The following is a 17,305-nucleotide window of genomic DNA, read 5'->3' as shown; positions in this document are numbered from 1 at the left end:
CAGCGGCAGATAGCTCAGCAACCGCAGCAAGCTCATCCGCTTCAGCGGCAGAAAGCTCTGCGACAGTAGCAAAAGAGGAATCAGCATCAATTAAACGTGTTGTGAAATCAACAGATGAAAACGGCAAAGTAAACAACGTTGAATCTGAAGTCGATGGCAACAATGCGACTGCAGTAGGTTCAGGTGCGAAAGCGAAAGGTGATAATAGCTCTTCGTTTGGTACAAATGCTAACGCAAATGGTAAGAATGCAACTGCAATTGGTCAGGGGGCTAATGCTTCAGCTAATAATGCAACGGCTATCGGTCAAGGTGCGAAAGCCACCGCAAACAATTCTGTGGCATTAGGTCAAGGCTCTGTAGCAAATGAAGCGAATACTGTTTCAGTGGGTTCAGTTGGTAATGAACGTCGAATCACCAATGTGGCAGATCCAGTTCGTGGTACGGATGCGGCAAACAAACAATATGTTGATCGTTCTGTTGGTGCAGTTCGTAGCGAAATGAAGAAAACTGATAAGAAACTTCGTGGTGGTATCGCAGGAGCAACTGCTGCAGCGAATATTCCACAAGTGACTAAACCAGGTGGTTCAATGGTTGGCCTTGGTGTAGGTAACTACAAAGGTGAAAGTGCAGTTGCAGTAGGTTACTCACGTGCGAGCGATAACAATAAAGTTATCTTCAAAGTGAGTGGTGCAGCAACTACACAAGGTGATTACAATGTTGGTGCCGGTGTAGGTTACCAATGGTAATAATCAACTAATTAAGATAAATCACTCGGGTAGGAATATCCGAGTGATTTTTATTATTTAAATCATTTGAAAATACGTTTATTTTTGACCGCACTTTCAGATGATTTAAATAATAAAAAGGAAGAGAATTATGCGTAAATATAAAATTGGGATCACCTTTAATTTAGAAGCAAAAGTCACAGATATTTGGGCAAATGGTGCGAATCAAAATGTTATTCACCTTTATCATTTATTGCAACATTCATCGATTGTAGAAGATGTTATTTTGGTTTCATGGGGACCAGAAAAACGCACTACACCTCCAGAAGGGTTTATGCTTGATGGATTAAATTTGAAATACGCTTATATTGAGGATGTAATTGATCAATTAGACGTATTGATTGAGGGAACATTGGTGATTGAACCTAATCAAGTTACTCGAATGCATCAACATGGTGGTAAAGTTGTTTGCTATAAAATGGGTAATGACTTTATTATGGATATGGAAAATTTCCTTTTTGATAAGAAAGCAGGAAGAGTGTTTAACGGTACGTTATTTGATTCTGTATGGATGATTCCACAGCATGAGAATACCTGTAAATCTTATTTTTCCATTATGTATCGTTGTCCTGCTTATGTGGTGCCTGCAATTTGGTCGCCGGTATTCTGTGATCAGGTGATTAAGCGAATTAAAGAGAAGCATAATCTTACTTTTGGTTATAAACCAGATGCTGAGAAAAAAGCTAAACGTATAGCCTCTTTTGAAGCCAATATTAACGTAGTGAAAACTTGCTTTACGCCAGTGTTAATTGCTGAACAAGCCTATCGTGAAGCTCCTGAGAAAATTAAAAATGTCTATATGTGCAACACCTACGATAAAAAAGATAATCCAACCTTTTTCAATTTCATAGGACGAACTAATCTTGTCAAAAATGGAGTAATGACGGTAGAAGGGCGTTACCAAATGCCAGATTTTCTGACCCGTTATGTGGATATTGTGCTTAGTCATCAATGGGAAAATGGCTTAAATTATGCTTATAATGATGCATTGTATGGTGGTTATCCATTTATTCATAATTCAAAACTAATTCCGAAAGGTGTAGGGTATTATTACGATCAGTTCGATGCATTTGAAGGTGCAAAAGTATTACTTGATGTGATTGATAACCATGATAAGCATCATGAAGAATATGTGAAAAGAGCAAATGAATATCTAGATTCGCAATTACCAACTAATCCTGTGAATATTTATTTGTATGAGAAAGAGATCAAGCGGTTGTTTTCTGAATAAGACTTGTAAAAATCCCTCAGTGAGCACTAAGGGATTTTTTATTCAACTTATAAATTTTAATTAGTATTAATAGTGTGTTTATCTATAATATTTACCACAAAGCATTAAATTCTTTTTCGTATTTTTCTTTCAAATTAAGAAAATCTACTTTTTCATTCTCTGGCAGCAGTTCATAGCATGTCATTACATACCCATAAATATCATCTACATATTTTTTAAATCCAGGTGACAACTCATTGTTGAGTTTCATATTTTCTATTTCAGTTATTACATCAGATAGATTTTGAAATAGACTTACTTGATTTTTAGAGGTCGCAACAGAACTAATTGAACCTTTTCTTTCTCTTCTATACATATAAAAGCAGTTTTTATAAATCGCATAACTACTAATATATTTAGTAAGAAAAAAACTCCATGCAACATCTTCAAAAGATCGCCCTTTTATAAAAAAGAGGTGGTTTGTTAAAATTAATTCTCTTTTTATTGTTTTTGTAAAGGGGAACCCAAGATAAATTCCATCTTGATAAAGACCTTGAAAGTCTTCCCTAAAAGAACCTATTAGCTTATCTCGGTTGATGTAATGGTTTACAATTTTGTCAGGATAGATACTACTCATATAATTGAAGATAATATCGGGATTATTTTCAGTAATTATCTTTTGTAAATCAGAGAGAACAGTTGTTCCTTCCCAATAATCATCACTATCTAAAAACATTAAATACTCTCCTCGAGCAATTTGAATGCCTGCATTTCTTGCGTCGGATACTCCACCGTTAATTTTATGGATAAAAACAATATTAGAATATTGTTTAGCATATTTGGCGCAAATGTCGATAGAATTATCTGGTGAACCATCATCAACTAAAATAAATTCATAATTTTGATAATCTTGCGCTAAGACAGATTCAATACATTGTTCGAGGTAACGTTCAACATTATAGATTGGTACAATGATACTAAATAGTGGATTTTCAACTTTATCTTGTTGTTTTTGTCTTGGATTTTTCCCCAATAGATAACGTGCTTGAGCAATATTTTGAGGTTCATGGAATGCAGTAAATTGATCTGCAAGCCAGTAGGGTTTTGTTTCACTTAAAAGTACGGTTAATTTTTTTGCGACATCTTTTCGGATGAGATAAAGCGAACAACCATAGTTGTACTGATTTGTATCACCATAGATTAATGCATCCGGCTCATCACTAGCTTGGTATAGGCGTTCACAAGCAGGAGTTTCACCATCGCGCTGTAATTTGATAATTCCGTAAGAAGAGTATTTATTAGCATAATTGATAGCATGCTGAATGAAGTTTTCAACAGGTTGTATTTCACTTTCAGCAATTAAAACAAAATCATTATCTTGTAACTGTTCATTTTCAGCAATCGTCTTCCAGCAGTGAATATGAGATAGCGTGTGGGCAATTTCTTTGTTATTGGGAGTCCGATCAAGTAGTTCTTCTGCTTTCTTTAAATTAAATAAGGCTGAAGAATTACCCAGTAAGCTAACCTGTTCTTTAGTTACTGCAGAAATAGGAACAACATGAGAGTCATAGGCGCATTGTAAAAAATGACTCAGTGTCTCTATTTTTTCAGAAGCATAAATCACATAACAGGTTAGTTTTTCCATCGTTTTGATTACCCTTTATTTTTCGCGGTAGTCGCTTTTAACGCCATATACCCCACAATCGCAGAAACAGTGGAGCCTAATAAGATCCCTAATCGAGAAAGCGCGTTAATGCTTTCACCTGCATCAGCATTGAAGGCAAGGCTTGCTAAGAACATCGACATGGTGAAACCGATACCACACAAAATTGCCACGGCAAAAATTTGTTTAAAGTTAATGCCTTGTGGAAGTTTTGCAATGCCAAGTTTAACGGAAAGATAACTGAAACCAAATACGCCGAGTGGTTTTCCGATAATTAAGCCAAGAGAAATCGCGAGCAATAATGGTGATGTTAGCATGCTGAGATCTATGCCATCAAAGCTTACCCCCGCATTGGCAAATGCAAATAATGGTAGGATAACAAAAGATGACCAAGGGGCAAGAATGTGTTCAAAGTCATGTAATGGAGTTTCGCCATTTTTGCCTTTCAATGGAATACAAAATCCGATGATAACCCCTGCAAGAGTGGCATGTACGCCTGATTTTAATACCGAAGCCCATAAGATTGTTCCCACCAGCATATAGGCACAAAGTGCGGTCACTTTAAAGCGATTTAATGCGATAAGTGCAACAATAGCAACTGCAGCAAAGATGAGAGCTTGTACACTCAATCCGTGTGAGAAAAACAGTGCAATAACAACGATGGCACCTAAGTCATCAATGATGGCTAAAGCAAGTAAAAAGATTTTTAGTGGGAGTGGCACTTGTTTACTTAATAACGCCATGATACCAAGAGCAAAGGCAATGTCTGTTGCCATTGGGATAGCCCAGCCATCGGCTAAAGCGGGATCGTGTTGGGCGATAAAAACGTAAACTAATGCTGGAATGATCATTCCCCCCACCGCTGCAATAGCAGGGAAAATCGCTTGTTGATAGCTTGAAAGGGATCCCTCAAATAATTCTCTTTTGACTTCCATTCCCACTAAAACAAAGAATACCGCCATAAAACCATCGTTGATCCAGTGAATTAAGGTTTTATCGATAGAAAAAGTACCTACTTGAATGCTGACTGGTAAGTTTAAAAAGTCATTATAGGTTTGATTAAGCGGTGAATTGGCTAATAGCATTGCAACTACCGCTGAAAAAAGTAATAAAATTCCGCCAGCTGATTCCAATTTGAAAAAACGCTGAATTTGTTGAATCAAACTCAGTTTATTCATTCATTCTCTCCTAAAAAAAGTAATAAAAATAATAAAGCTTGGATATTATCACAAATTTACTGATTTTGGGGAAAGAGGCGGTGGATAATGTGTGATTTAATCGGAATATGATAGATTTCGTGATCTATTTCACAAAATTTATTTTCCTTTTTGGAATAAAAAACAATTTAATAGTAAAATTCTTAAAATTTATTTATTCGAGAATACTTATGTTTTCAAAAAAAGACATCATCGTATTAGGCATGATGATTTTTGCTTTATTTTTAGGCGCAGGAAATATTATTTTTCCACCGATGGAAGGTTACTCCGCAGGTAACCATTGGGCAACCGCTTCGCTAGGATTTGTGATAACAGGCGTACTCATGCCATTTATTACATTAGTTGTTGTGTCAGTATTAGGACGTGGTGAAGAACTGACTAAGGACTTACCCAAGTGGGCAGGCGTAGCCTTTTTAACCATTCTTTATTTAGTCATCGGTTCAACCTTTGCAATGCCTCGAATTACTAATGTCGCTTATGAAATGGCATGGTTACCATTGGGGCTCGTTGAAGATAGTGCGACAACACGTCTTATTTTCTCTGTGATCTTTAATATTATCGCGATGGGATTCATGATTCGCCCAAGTACCATTATTTCAACGGTGGGTGAAGTGATGACGCCAGCATTGTTGGTATTATTGCTCGTTGTTGGGATCACGGTTTTTGTTTCACCTCTTTCTGACATTGTTGCCCCGTCGCAGGCTTATGCCGAGAATTCAGCATTAACCACAGGATTAATTAGTGGTTATCAAACAATGGATGTACTGGCTGCGATTGCCTTTGGTGGCATTGTTGCACGGGCGTTGTCTGCAAAAAATGTGACCAATCCACAAAAGATTGTTCAATATACGATTTCAGCGGGTTTGGTATCAGTCGTCTTATTAGGTTGCTTATATTTTTCTTTATTCTACTTAGGCGCGACTTCTGATGCGGTGGCACAAGGTGCAACAAATGGCGGCCAAATCTTCTCTCGTTATGTGAACAGTTTATTTGGCACGGCGGGAACCTGGATTATGGCGGGTATTATTACTTTAGCAAGTCTAACCACATTAGTGGGCGTAACCAGTGCGTGTGGTGATTACTTCTCCAAGTTTTCGACGCGTTTTTCTTATCCATTTTGGATTGTCTTCTTCACTGCCATGACGACAATTATTTCACAATATGGCTTAACAAAATTACTCCGAGTGACGATTCCAGCCTTGTTGTTGATTTACCCAATGGCGATCATGTTAGTGGTTTTACAGCTTGTGCGTAATAAATTGCCTTCTATTCGATTGAGCTATTACGTGACCATTTTAGTAACGGTTTGTTTTAGTTTGATTGATAGCCTGAAAAACTTGGATATGTTGCCGGAAGGGTTACATCAAATCATGACTCATTTCCCGCTCTATTCACAAGGGCTTGCGTGGCTTGTGCCCTCATTATGTACTTTAGTGCTTTCCATGATATTCGGGAAAACCATTTCAAAATAATAAAAATGCCGATAATGATTTATCGGCATTTTTTATATCAAGTGCGGTCGTTTTTTCACGCATTTTTAGGCTGCAAGACGTTGTCTCACAATTTCAAATAAACATACACCTGTTGCAACGGAAACATTCAGGGATGACACTGAGCCCGCCATTGGAATACTAATGAGTTGATCGCAATGCTCACGAGTAAGACGGCGCATGCCTTCACCTTCGGCCCCCATCACTAAGGCAAGAGAACCCGTAAGTTTGCTCTGATAAATGGTTTCTGTTGCTTCGCCGGCCGTACCTACTACCCAAATATTATGATTTTGTTGTAGATCTCGCAAAGTACGCGCTAAGTTAGTAACACGAATTAATGGCACAGTCTCCGCAGCACCGCAAGCCACTTTACGTACAATAGACGTGAGTTGAGCGGATTTATCTTTTGGCACAATAACAGCGCTCACGCCGGCAGCATCTGCAGTACGTAAACAGGCACCCAGGTTATGAGGATCTGTCACGCCATCAAGCACCAATAAAAGTGGATTTTGTTTACGAGTAAGAAGTTTATCCAAATCATGTTCATTCAGCTCTTTCGCTTCTTGCACACGCGCAATCACACCTTGATGTACTTCACCGTTGGATTTTTTATCTAATGTTTGACGGTTTACAAATTGCACCGCAATGCCTAAAGCATAGAGCTCATTGAGTAAGGGTTGTAGGCGTTTATCTTCACGGCCTTTCAGCACAAATACTTCAATTAAACGCTCAGGGCTATTTGCTAAAATGCTGTTTACAGCATGGATACCATAGATATTTTCTGACATAGGGCTCTCTTGTTTATTATTTCTTCCGTTTTCTCGTCGGTTTCTTAGAAACATCTTTATTTTTAACCGCACTTTTACGTTTTTTTGACGCTTTAGGTGGCAGTTCCTTAAATACTTTTTCCGCTTTTTGTTTCGCTGTTTTTCCCACACGACGTGGTTTTCTCGCACTTTCGACTAAACTGAAATCCACCATTTTTTGTTCTAAATGAACGGCGACCACGCGAATTTTTACTTTATCGCCAAGGCGGTAGATCATACCACTATTTTCACCGATTAAACGTTGTTTAGCGGCATCAAATTGATAGTAGTCGTTATCTAAAGTGGAAATATGGACTAAGCCGTCAATGAATAAATCATCTAAACGAACGAATAAGCCAAAGCCCGTTACAGATGAGATCACTCCGCTAAATTCAGCGCCCACGTGATCTTGCATATATTCACATTTCAGCCAATCTGCTACTTCGCGAGTGGCATCATCGGCACGGCGTTCTGTCATCGAGCAGTGATCGCCTAATAAATCCATTTCATCAAAAGAATAATGATAGCCGCCAGTATCTGTCGTTTTACGTTTAGCACCTTTTTCTTTTGCTAATAAATACTTAATCCCACGGTGAAGAGTTAAATCTGGATAACGACGAATCGGGGAAGTAAAGTGTGCATATTCCTCTAACGCCAAACCAAAGTGACCGATATTATCCGCATGATAAACCGCTTGGCTTAATGAACGGAGCAACATGGTTTGAATGAGTTCGTGATCTGGGCGATCTTTCACTTGCTCTAACAATTTCGCATAATCTTTTGTGGTCGGTTTCATGCCGCCTTCAAGGCTTAAACCGCATTCACTTAAAAATGCACGGAAAGACGTCAGTTTTTCTTCACTCGGTGTGGCATGAATACGATAGAGTGCAGGTTCTTTATGCTTTTCCATAAAGTTTGCTGCTGCAATATTTGCAAGAATCATGCATTCTTCAATGATTTTGTGCGCATCATTTCGAACAACAGGTTCAATGCGATCAATTCGTCCCATGGCATTGAAAATAAATTTGGTTTCGATGGTTTCAAAATCGATGGCACCACGTTGTTTGCGTGCATTGAGTAACGCTTGATAGAGATGATGCAATTCTTCTAAATGTGGTACTAGCCCTTGATAGCGCGTGCGGAGCTCATCATCGCCGTCTAAAATTGCCGCGACTTTCGTATAGGTTAAACGTGCATGAGAATTCATTACCGCTTCATAAAAACGATAGTCCGTGAGTTTACCTTTGGCAGAAATGTGCATTTCACACACCATACACAAGCGATCAACTTGTGGATTCAGTGAACATAATCCGTTGGATAAAATCTCCGGCAACATTGGCACAACACGATTAGGGAAGTAAACGGAGTTACCTCGGTTATAAGCTTCTGTGTCCAATGCAGAACGTAAACGCACATAATAGCTGACATCGGCAATTGCCACCCAAAGCTTCCAGCCTTTACCGCTTTTTTCGCAATATACGGCATCATCAAAATCGCGCGCATCTTCGCCATCAATTGTAACCAGTGGTAGATCGCGTAAATCCACACGGCCTTTTTTTGCTTCTTCAGGCACTTCTTCCGTGAATTTTTTAACGTATTTTTCGACCGCACTTGGGAATTGGTGAGGAATGTCATGATTACGAAGAGCAATCTCCACTTCCATCCCTTTTGCCATATTGTCACCCAGAATTTCGGTAATAATACCAACAGGTTGAGTGAAGGAGGCAGATCGTTCTTGCAATTCAACCACGACAACTTGCCCCATTCGAGCCCCATTGCGGTGTTCATTAGGGACTAAAATATCTCGTCCGATACGGCTGTCATCAGGCACCACATAGCTAAAGCCATTTTCTAAGAAGAAACGGCCGACAATTTGTTTTTTCCGACTTTCAAGTACGCGAACAATACGGACTTCGCGACGACCACGGCGATCTAAGCCTGCAGGTTGGGCTAATACAAAATCACCATGCATTACACGTTGCATTTGGTGATTAGGAATAAAGAGATCCTCTTTTTTACCTTCGACTTGTAAAAAGCCATAGCCTTCGCGATGGCCGATGACCATGCCTTTGAATAAATCTAATTTTTCAGGCAAGGCATAGCGTTTACGTTTAGTGAAAACTAACTGTCCATCATTTTCCATGGCACGCAAGCGGCGGCGCATGGCTTCTTGTTGTTCGTCACTTTTAATTGAAAGTGCGGTCAGAATTTCTTCCCGACTCATCGGGGCATTATTTTCACGAATAATTTGCAGAATGTAGTCTCTGCTTGGGATCGGATTACCATATTTGGCTAATTCTTTTTGATAATTCGGATCTGTTTTTTTAAAAGATTTTTTGGTCATTTATTGTTTATTTTATGATTAATTTTTAAGTTGTGGGGTAGTTTACAGGTTAAGGGGGGGAATGCAAGCTTGTTATCAGACGTTTGTGGCAGGACGGTTTACGGCAAACAAAAACCGCACCAAAGTGCGGTTTTATTTTTAAGCTGTTTTAATGCTTTAATTACGCTAATTTTTTGATTTGAGCAGCTAATTTAGCTTTGTGGTTTGCTGCTTTGTTAGCGTGGATTAAGCCTTTAGAAGCCATACGGTCAACAACTTTTTGCATTTCAACGAATGCTGCTTCAGCTGCTGCTTTTTCACCTGCTGCTACTTGAGCATATACTTTTTTGATGTAAGTACGCATCATAGAGCGTTGGCTTGCGTTGTGTTGGCGGCGTTTTTCAGATTGAACCGCGCGTTTTTTTGCTGACTTGATATTAGCCAAGGTCAAACTCCTAAAATTTCTGTTAGATGATTATGACAAAATAAGGGCGTAGAATATGCCGATTTTTTATACTTTTGTCAATGAATAATTTGTGTTGATTTCGGTGAGACACAACCGAAAGTAAGCATCGTTATTTAAAAAAAGCGCTTTCTATTGGCTCACACAAACGATGTGGGCAGGATTTTATCAGTTTTTTTCGTTGGAATATAGCGTAAAAACAAAAATTCTATACAATTAAGGCAAATTTTTTTGAAGAGACCCCTATTTTGAGTAAACGACTTTTAAAATCCGGCATTATCGTGAGTGGGATGACATTAGTGTCCCGTGTGTTAGGTTTAGTCCGCGATGTGGTGATCGCCCATTTAATCGGTGCTGGTGCAGCGGCGGACGTGTTTCTATTCGCTAACCGTATCCCAAACTTTTTACGTCGTTTATTTGCGGAAGGGGCATTTTCTCAGGCTTTTGTCCCTGTGTTAGCCGAATATCAAAAATCGGGCGATCTTTCTAAAACGCGAGAATTTATCGGGAAAGTGTCGGGTACGCTAGGCGGTTTAGTCAGTATTGTCACCTTGCTTGCTATGGTGGGATCACCTGTTGTGGCGGCGATCTTCGGGATGGGCTGGTTTACCGATTGGCTAAATGACGGACCCGATGCACACAAATTTGAACAAGCCTCTTTACTCTTAAAAATTACTTTTCCTTATTTATGGTTTGTCACCTTTGTGGCACTTTCAGGCGCGATTTTAAATACGATAGGCAAATTTGGTGTGATGTCGTTTTCGCCTGTTTTGTTAAATATTGCCATGATTGCAACCGCACTTTTCCTTGCACCAAGATTAGACAATCCTGATCTTGCTCTCGCTATCGGGATCTTCTTAGGCGGTTTATTACAATTTTTATTTCAAATCCCTTTCTTGAAGAAAGCAGGCTTGCTCGTAAAACCAAAATGGGCATGGCATGATGAAGGAGTAGCGAAAATCCGTCGATTAATGATTCCTGCCTTGTTTGGAGTTTCCGTAAGTCAAATCAACTTGTTGCTTGATACGGTCATTGCCAGTTTCTTAATGACGGGATCTATTAGTTGGCTTTATTATTCTGATCGTCTATTAGAGTTTCCGCTTGGGCTATTTGGTATTGCGATTTCCACTGTGATTTTACCGACGCTTGCTCGCCATCATGTGAATCGAGAAGATAATTCTTCCCAAAGTGCGGTTGATTTTCGCAACACAATGGACTGGGGCGTACGAATGATTTTATTACTCGGCGTGCCGGCTGCGATTGGTATTGCCGTGTTAGCCCAACCAATGTTACTGGTATTGTTTATGCGTGGCAGTTTTACCTTAACAGATGTGCATGCCGCCTCTTATTCTTTATGGGCATTCAATGCCGGTTTGCTTAGCTTTATGCTGATTAAGATCTTGGCTAATGGCTATTACGCACGGCAAGACACTAAAACGCCCGTGAAAATCGGGATCATCGCCATGGTGAGTAATATGGGCTTTAACGTATTGGCGATTCCATTTAGTTATGTGGGGTTAGCGATTGCTTCTGCCATGTCAGCAACCTTAAATGCTTATTTGCTTTATCGTGGTTTAGCTAAAGAGGATGTATACCATTTTTCACGTAAAAGTGCGGTCTTTTTTCTGAACGTTTTAGGTGCAGCCTTAGCCATGGGCGGTTTGGTTTGGTATAACTGCCCGTCGATTCAAGAATGGGCTGCCATGACATTTTTAATGCGTATATATTGGTTGGTTTGGTTAATTGGGCTGGCTGCGGTCGTTTATTTAGGCGTATTGGTGCTCTTGGGTGTTCGTAAACACCATTTACTGACAAAACATTAAGTTACCGCTATAATGCACCGATTATTTTTCGTTTTTTGGATAAGATGTAATGCAATTAATTCGTGGGCTTCATAATTCACAGCCATATTTGTCAGGGTGCGCATTAACCATTGGCAATTTTGATGGAGTGCATTTGGGGCATCAGGCGATTTTGCGTCATCTTCGTCAGAAAGCGAATGCGCTGAATTTACCCATGGCGGTGATGCTTTTCGAACCACAACCGCGTGAATATTTTATGGGCGACAAAGCCCCTGCGCGTTTAATGCGATTAAGAGATAAATTGCATTATTTGGCTCAGGCGGGTGTGGATGTGGTGATCGTCGCGAAATTTGACCGCACTTTTGCTGATCTTCCAGCAGAACAATTTATTAAAGATTGGCTTGTACGCAAATTAAATGTGAAGTTTCTCAGCATTGGTGATGATTTCAAATTTGGTGCGAAACGTTTAGGCAATTTTGCGATGTTGCAACAAGCCGGAAAGCAGTTTGGTTTTGAAGTAGAAGACAGTCGCACCTTCTGTTTAGATGAGTTACGTATCAGTAGCACCGCTATTCGTGAAGCGTTGGCTAAAGATGATTTACAGCATGCGGAAAATTTGCTCGGTAAGCCTTATCGTATTTTTGGACGCGTGATCCACGGCAATAAATTAGGCCGAACCATTGGTTTTCCTACCGCGAATGTTCGCTTACATCGCCAAGTGAATCCCGTAAAAGGGGTTTATGCCGTGAAAGTGCGGTTGAAATCAGACGAGATTTTTGACGGCGTCGCCAACATGGGAAAACGCCCAACCATTAACGGTACGATACAATTATTAGAAGTCCATTTATTTGATTTTTCTGAGAATATTTATGGACAAATGGTCGAAGTAGAATTCTGCCATAAGATTCGAGATGAGATAAAGTTTCCGTCTTTTGAAGTGTTAAAAGCTCAAATTGAACAAGACGTAAAAACAGCGAAAGCATTTTTTGCAAAATAGAATTATATTGAAATATAAAATTGGAAAATAACATGACAGTTGATTACAAAAACACGTTAAATTTACCTGAAACAGGTTTCCCAATGCGTGGCGATTTAGCCAAACGCGAACCTGTAATGTTAAAAAATTGGTATGACAAACAGTTGTATCAAAAAATCCGCCAAGCGACGAAAGGTAAAAAATCCTTTATTTTGCATGATGGCCCTCCATATGCGAACGGTAACATCCATATCGGTCACGCCGTTAATAAAATTCTGAAAGATATTATTATTAAATCTAAAACGGCGTTAGGTTTTGATTCGCCTTATATCCCGGGTTGGGACTGTCACGGTTTGCCAATTGAATTAAAAGTAGAAGGTTTGGTGGGTAAACCAAACGAGAAAGTGACCGCAGCTGAATTCCGCCAAAAATGCCGTGAATACGCTGCAGAACAAGTAGAAGGTCAGAAAAAAGATTTTATCCGTTTAGGCGTGTTAGGCGATTGGGATAATCCTTATTTAACGATGAACTTCAACACTGAAGCAAACATCATCCGTACACTCGGTAAAGTGATTGCGAATGGTCACTTATACAAAGGTTCAAAACCAGTGCACTGGTGTTTGGATTGTGGCTCTTCTTTAGCAGAAGCAGAAGTGGAATACGAAGACAAAGTTTCTCCGTCTATCTATGTGCGCTTCCCTGCAGTAAATGTAGTCGAAATTGAAGAGAAATTTAACGCAGTAGGCAAAGGTCATGGCAAATTATCTGCGGTGATTTGGACCACTACACCTTGGACTATGCCATCTAACCGTGCGATTGCAGTAAATGCAGACTTAGAATACAACTTAGTACAACTTGGCGATGAGCGTGTGATTTTAGCTGCTGAATTAGTTGAGTCTGTTGCGAAAGCTGTGGGCGTAGAACAAGTTGAAGTGTTAGGTTCAGTAAAAGGTCAAGCGCTTGAGTTAGTACGCTTTAACCATCCGTTCTATGATTTCACTGTACCAGTAATTTTAGGTGATCACGTGACCACTGATGGCGGTACAGGTTTAGTTCACACCGCACCAGACCACGGTTTAGACGACTTTATTGTAGGACAAAAATATAATTTACCAATGGCGGGTCTTGTATCGAATGACGGTAAATTTATTTCAACGACTGAATTCTTCGCAGGCAAAGGTGTATTTGAAGCCAATCCATTGGTTGTTGAAAAATTACAAGAAGTGGGCAACTTATTAAAAGTTGAGAAAATCAAACACAGTTACCCACACTGCTGGCGTCACAAAACCCCGATTATTTTCCGTGCAACCCCACAATGGTTTATCGGTATGGAAACACAAGGTTTACGCCAACAAGCCTTAGGTGAAATCAAAGGTGTACGTTGGATTCCAGATTGGGGTCAAGCACGTATTGAGAAAATGGTTGAAAACCGCCCAGACTGGTGTATTTCTCGTCAACGTACTTGGGGCGTACCGATGACCTTATTCGTGCACAAAGAAACCGAAGAGCTTCATCCTCATACCTTAGAGTTACTTGAAGAAGTAGCGAAACGTGTAGAGAAAGCCGGTATTCAAGCATGGTGGGATTTAGACGAAAAAGAATTATTAGGGGCTGACGCAGAAAGCTATCGCAAAGTGCCTGATACCCTTGACGTATGGTTTGACTCAGGATCAACCTATTCTTCTGTTGTCGCGAATCGTCCGGAATTTAACGGTCAAGATATCGATATGTATTTAGAAGGTTCTGACCAACACCGTGGTTGGTTTATGTCTTCTTTAATGCTTTCTACGGCAACAGACAGCAAAGCGCCATATAAACAAGTATTAACCCATGGTTTCACCGTGGATGGTCAAGGCCGTAAGATGTCAAAATCTATCGGTAACATCGTGACCCCACAAGAAGTCATGGATAAATTCGGTGGTGACATTTTACGTTTATGGGTTGCATCTACCGACTATACCGGTGAAATGACCGTTTCTGATGAAATTTTAAAACGTGCCGCGGATAGCTATCGTCGTATTCGTAACACCGCACGTTTCTTATTAGCGAACTTAAACGGTTTTGATCCGCAACGTGATGCCGTTAAACCGGAAGAAATGATTAGCTTAGATCGTTGGGCGGTAGCTTGTGCGTTAGATGCACAAAAAGAAATTAAAGACGCGTACGATAACTATCAATTCCACACTGTGGTTCAACGTTTAATGCGTTTCTGTTCTGTGGAAATGGGCTCGTTCTACCTTGATATTATCAAAGACCGTCAATATACCACCAAAGCAGACAGCCTTGCGCGTCGTAGCTGCCAAACAGCGTTATGGCACATTGCGGAAGCATTGGTTCGTTGGATGGCACCAATCCTGTCATTCACGGCGGATGAAATTTGGGGCTACTTGCCACAAACTGCGACGCCACGTGCTGAATTTGTCTTTACTGAAGAATTCTACGAAGGCTTATTTGGTTTAGGAGAGAATGAAAAATTAGACGATGCTTACTGGCAACAACTGATTAAAGTTCGTTCTGAAGTGAACCGTGTATTAGAAATCGCCCGTAACGATAAAGTGATCGGTGGTGGTTTAGAAGCAGAAGTAACGGTTTATGCTAACGATGAATATCGTGCATTGTTAGAACAATTAGGCAATGAATTACGTTTCGTGTTAATTACCTCAAAAGCAGAAGTGAAAGCATTAGCAGACAAACCTGTGGATGTGGCTGCGGGTGAGTTAGAGGGAATTGCGGTAAGCGTCGCACGTTCTAACGGTGAAAAATGCCCACGTTGTTGGCATTATTCTGACAAAATCGGCATGAATCCTGAACATCCTACACTTTGTCCACGTTGTGTGGAAAACGTAGCGGGTAACGGCGAAGTACGTCAGTTCGCGTAAGCTTAACATCATAAAGAAAAAGTGCGGTCGAAATTGACCGCACTTTTTTTATGCTGAAATGAACAGAAATAAAAAGGCTGATATGAATCAGCCTTAAAGATTTTATTGGTTAAAGGTATTACATACAGAAGGGTTAGCGCTTTGTAAGCCTTTTCTGAACCATTCTAGACGCTGTGCAGATGTGCCGTGAGTGAAGCTATCAGGCACCACATAACCTTGGCTGCGTTTTTGTAAACGGTCATCGCCCACAGCTTCTGCCGCATTAAACGCTTTTTCTTCATCACCGCGTTCAAATAAACCACTTTTTACCGCTTGGCTTGCCCAAACACCAGCGAAACAGTCAGCTTGAAGTTCTAATTGAACAGAAAGTTGATTTGCCGTTTTACGATCGCTGCTTTGTTGTGCGCGATTCACTTGCGGCAGAATGCCGAGCATATTTTGCACGTGGTGACCGACTTCGTGCGCAATCACATAAGCAAAGGCTGAATCGCCTGCTGCACCCAGTTTATTTTTCATTTCATTATAGAATGATAAATCAAGGTAAACTTTGCGATCGCTTGGGCAGTAGAACGGGCCCATTGCAGATTGACCGGTACCACAAGCGGTTGGGGTTACACCATTGTAAAGTACCATGGTTGGCTCACTATAGGTTTTCCCCATTTGTCTAAAATATTGTCCCCAAACGGTTTCAGTATCCGCTAATACAACTTTAGAAAGACTCGCAAGCTGCTGTTCTTCTTGGGTTTCTAATCGTTGAGAGCTTTGTCCAGAAAAATCCGGTGTGCCCACTAAGCCTGAAAGATCCACGCCATAATAAGCACCAACTAATAAGATAATAATACCGAAAATACCCGTGCCTTTTCCGCCACCGAAGTTACCGCCAGAGCCACGTCTATCTTCAATATTTGAGCTTTCTCTACGACCTTCCCAACGCATAAATTGTCCTTTTTGAGTGAGTAAATTAAAAATCGGCGTATTCTATCAAAGTGCGGTCAATTTTAGATCAGTTTTCTTGAAATATTTACATAGCTTTACACTCTGATTTATAGACTTCTTAAGGGAATTTCAGTATCGTAATAATCCCTTAAACAAACATACAAAAGGAACTTTAAAATGGGTTTATTTGATTTTGTCAGTGACATTGGTAAGAAAGTTTTCTCTAAAGAAGAAGATGCATCTAAAGCAGTGACTCAACACATCGCAGAAGACAATCCAGGCGTGGAAAACTTATCTGTTACCGTTGAAAATGGTGTAGCAAATATCCAAGGTGTGGCATCAACTGCAGCAGCATTAGAAAAAGCAGTATTAATGGCGGGTAACATTCAAGGTATCCACTCAGTAACAAGCGATGCAAGCATCAATAACGGTGAAACTTTAGGCAGTGATGAAACATTCTATGTAATCCAAAAAGGTGACACCTTGTGGAAAATCGCTGAGAAAGCTTACGGAAATGGTGCGAAATATACCGCTATCGTTGAAGCGAACAAAGAAGTGATTAAAGACGCGGATAAGATTTTCCCTGGTCAAAAAATTCGTTTACCGAAAGGTTTATAATTCGATAAAAAGTGCGGTTATTTTTGACCGCACTTTTTTCTTTATCAAGAATTGTTGATAAATTGTGCAATTTTATCGGGTTTTCTATTGAATTTTCCGGTTTCTATCGACTGTTTGATTTTCTTTCGCTATAATTT

At 40.0% G+C, this 17,305-nt stretch carries 13 protein-coding genes; 7 read left to right on the top strand and 6 right to left on the bottom strand.

Translation table 11 applies throughout. The features are described from left to right. Together HMPREF2750_RS04325 and HMPREF2750_RS04320 are read left to right on the top strand one after the other, a co-directional pair. Positions 1-746 (top strand): YadA family autotransporter adhesin (locus HMPREF2750_RS04325; RefSeq protein WP_261660664.1); only part of this gene is annotated, 746 nt, incomplete at its 5' end. A gap of 130 nt (positions 747-876) precedes the next feature. Then, complete coding sequence (locus HMPREF2750_RS04320) at positions 877-2,016, top strand: DUF2827 family protein (protein ID WP_070582727.1); 1,140 nt, start codon at positions 877-879, stop codon at positions 2,014-2,016. A 91-nt stretch (positions 2,017-2,107) separates the two neighbouring features. Here HMPREF2750_RS04320 and HMPREF2750_RS04315 read toward each other — a convergent pair whose 3' ends face one another. Together HMPREF2750_RS04315 and nhaA are read right to left on the bottom strand one after the other, a co-directional pair. Next, positions 2,108-3,640, bottom strand: a complete 1,533-nt coding sequence (locus HMPREF2750_RS04315) for a glycosyltransferase family A protein (protein ID WP_070582725.1) — start codon at positions 3,638-3,640, stop codon at positions 2,108-2,110. Between the two features lie 8 nt (positions 3,641-3,648). Next, complete coding sequence (nhaA, locus tag HMPREF2750_RS04310) at positions 3,649-4,836, bottom strand: Na+/H+ antiporter NhaA (RefSeq protein WP_070582723.1); 1,188 nt, start codon at positions 4,834-4,836, stop codon at positions 3,649-3,651. A gap of 209 nt (positions 4,837-5,045) precedes the next feature. On the opposite strand from nhaA, the gene brnQ reads away from it, so the two are divergent. After that, complete coding sequence (gene brnQ, locus HMPREF2750_RS04305; protein WP_070582721.1) at positions 5,046-6,347, top strand: branched-chain amino acid transport system II carrier protein; 1,302 nt, start codon at positions 5,046-5,048, stop codon at positions 6,345-6,347. 65 nt (positions 6,348-6,412) lie between these two features. Here brnQ and rlmB read toward each other — a convergent pair whose 3' ends face one another. From rlmB to rpsT, 3 genes are all read right to left on the bottom strand, one after another. Continuing rightward, positions 6,413-7,153, bottom strand: coding sequence for a 23S rRNA (guanosine(2251)-2'-O)-methyltransferase RlmB (gene rlmB, locus HMPREF2750_RS04300; RefSeq protein WP_070582719.1), 741 nt, complete (start codon positions 7,151-7,153; stop codon positions 6,413-6,415). 16 nt (positions 7,154-7,169) lie between these two features. Beyond that, on the bottom strand, positions 7,170-9,515 hold the full coding sequence (gene rnr / locus HMPREF2750_RS04295) for a ribonuclease R (RefSeq protein WP_070582717.1): 2,346 nt from the start codon (positions 9,513-9,515) through the stop codon (positions 7,170-7,172). A 160-nt stretch (positions 9,516-9,675) separates the two neighbouring features. Further along, the gene (gene rpsT, locus HMPREF2750_RS04290; RefSeq protein ID WP_005695217.1) at positions 9,676-9,939 is read right to left on the bottom strand and encodes a 30S ribosomal protein S20; all 264 of its coding nucleotides are present in this window, start codon (positions 9,937-9,939) and stop codon (positions 9,676-9,678) included. Positions 9,940-10,205: 266 nt separating this feature from the next. Here rpsT and murJ point away from each other — a divergent pair, with 266 nt between their 5' ends. From murJ to ileS, 3 genes are read left to right on the top strand one after another with little or no spacing between them, the layout of a single operon-like run. Continuing rightward, positions 10,206-11,780: a murein biosynthesis integral membrane protein MurJ gene (murJ, locus tag HMPREF2750_RS04285; protein WP_070582715.1), complete on the top strand. Its 1,575-nt coding sequence runs from the start codon at positions 10,206-10,208 to the stop codon at positions 11,778-11,780. Positions 11,781-11,829: 49 nt separating this feature from the next. After that, the gene (gene ribF / locus HMPREF2750_RS04280; protein WP_070582713.1) at positions 11,830-12,756 is read left to right on the top strand and encodes a bifunctional riboflavin kinase/FAD synthetase; all 927 of its coding nucleotides are present in this window, start codon (positions 11,830-11,832) and stop codon (positions 12,754-12,756) included. 32 nt (positions 12,757-12,788) lie between these two features. After that, positions 12,789-15,614: an isoleucine--tRNA ligase gene (gene ileS / locus HMPREF2750_RS04275; protein WP_070582711.1), complete on the top strand. Its 2,826-nt coding sequence runs from the start codon at positions 12,789-12,791 to the stop codon at positions 15,612-15,614. Between the two features lie 102 nt (positions 15,615-15,716). On the opposite strand, the gene HMPREF2750_RS04270 is transcribed toward ileS, so the two are convergent. Further along, entirely contained in the window at positions 15,717-16,550 is an 834-nt protein-coding gene (locus tag HMPREF2750_RS04270) for a KPN_02809 family neutral zinc metallopeptidase (RefSeq protein ID WP_070582709.1), read from the bottom strand. A gap of 177 nt (positions 16,551-16,727) precedes the next feature. Here HMPREF2750_RS04270 and lysM point away from each other — a divergent pair, with 177 nt between their 5' ends. Continuing rightward, entirely contained in the window at positions 16,728-17,168 is a 441-nt protein-coding gene (gene lysM / locus HMPREF2750_RS04265; protein ID WP_014064256.1) for a peptidoglycan-binding protein LysM, read from the top strand. Positions 17,169-17,305: the final 137 nt, after the last annotated feature.

This window comes from Haemophilus sp. HMSC066D02 (assembly GCF_001810545.1).
Taxonomy (GTDB): Bacteria; Pseudomonadota; Gammaproteobacteria; order Enterobacterales; family Pasteurellaceae; genus Haemophilus_D.
The sequence above is the reverse complement of the archived record's forward strand: the minus strand, read 5'-3'. Positions and strand labels throughout refer to the sequence as shown.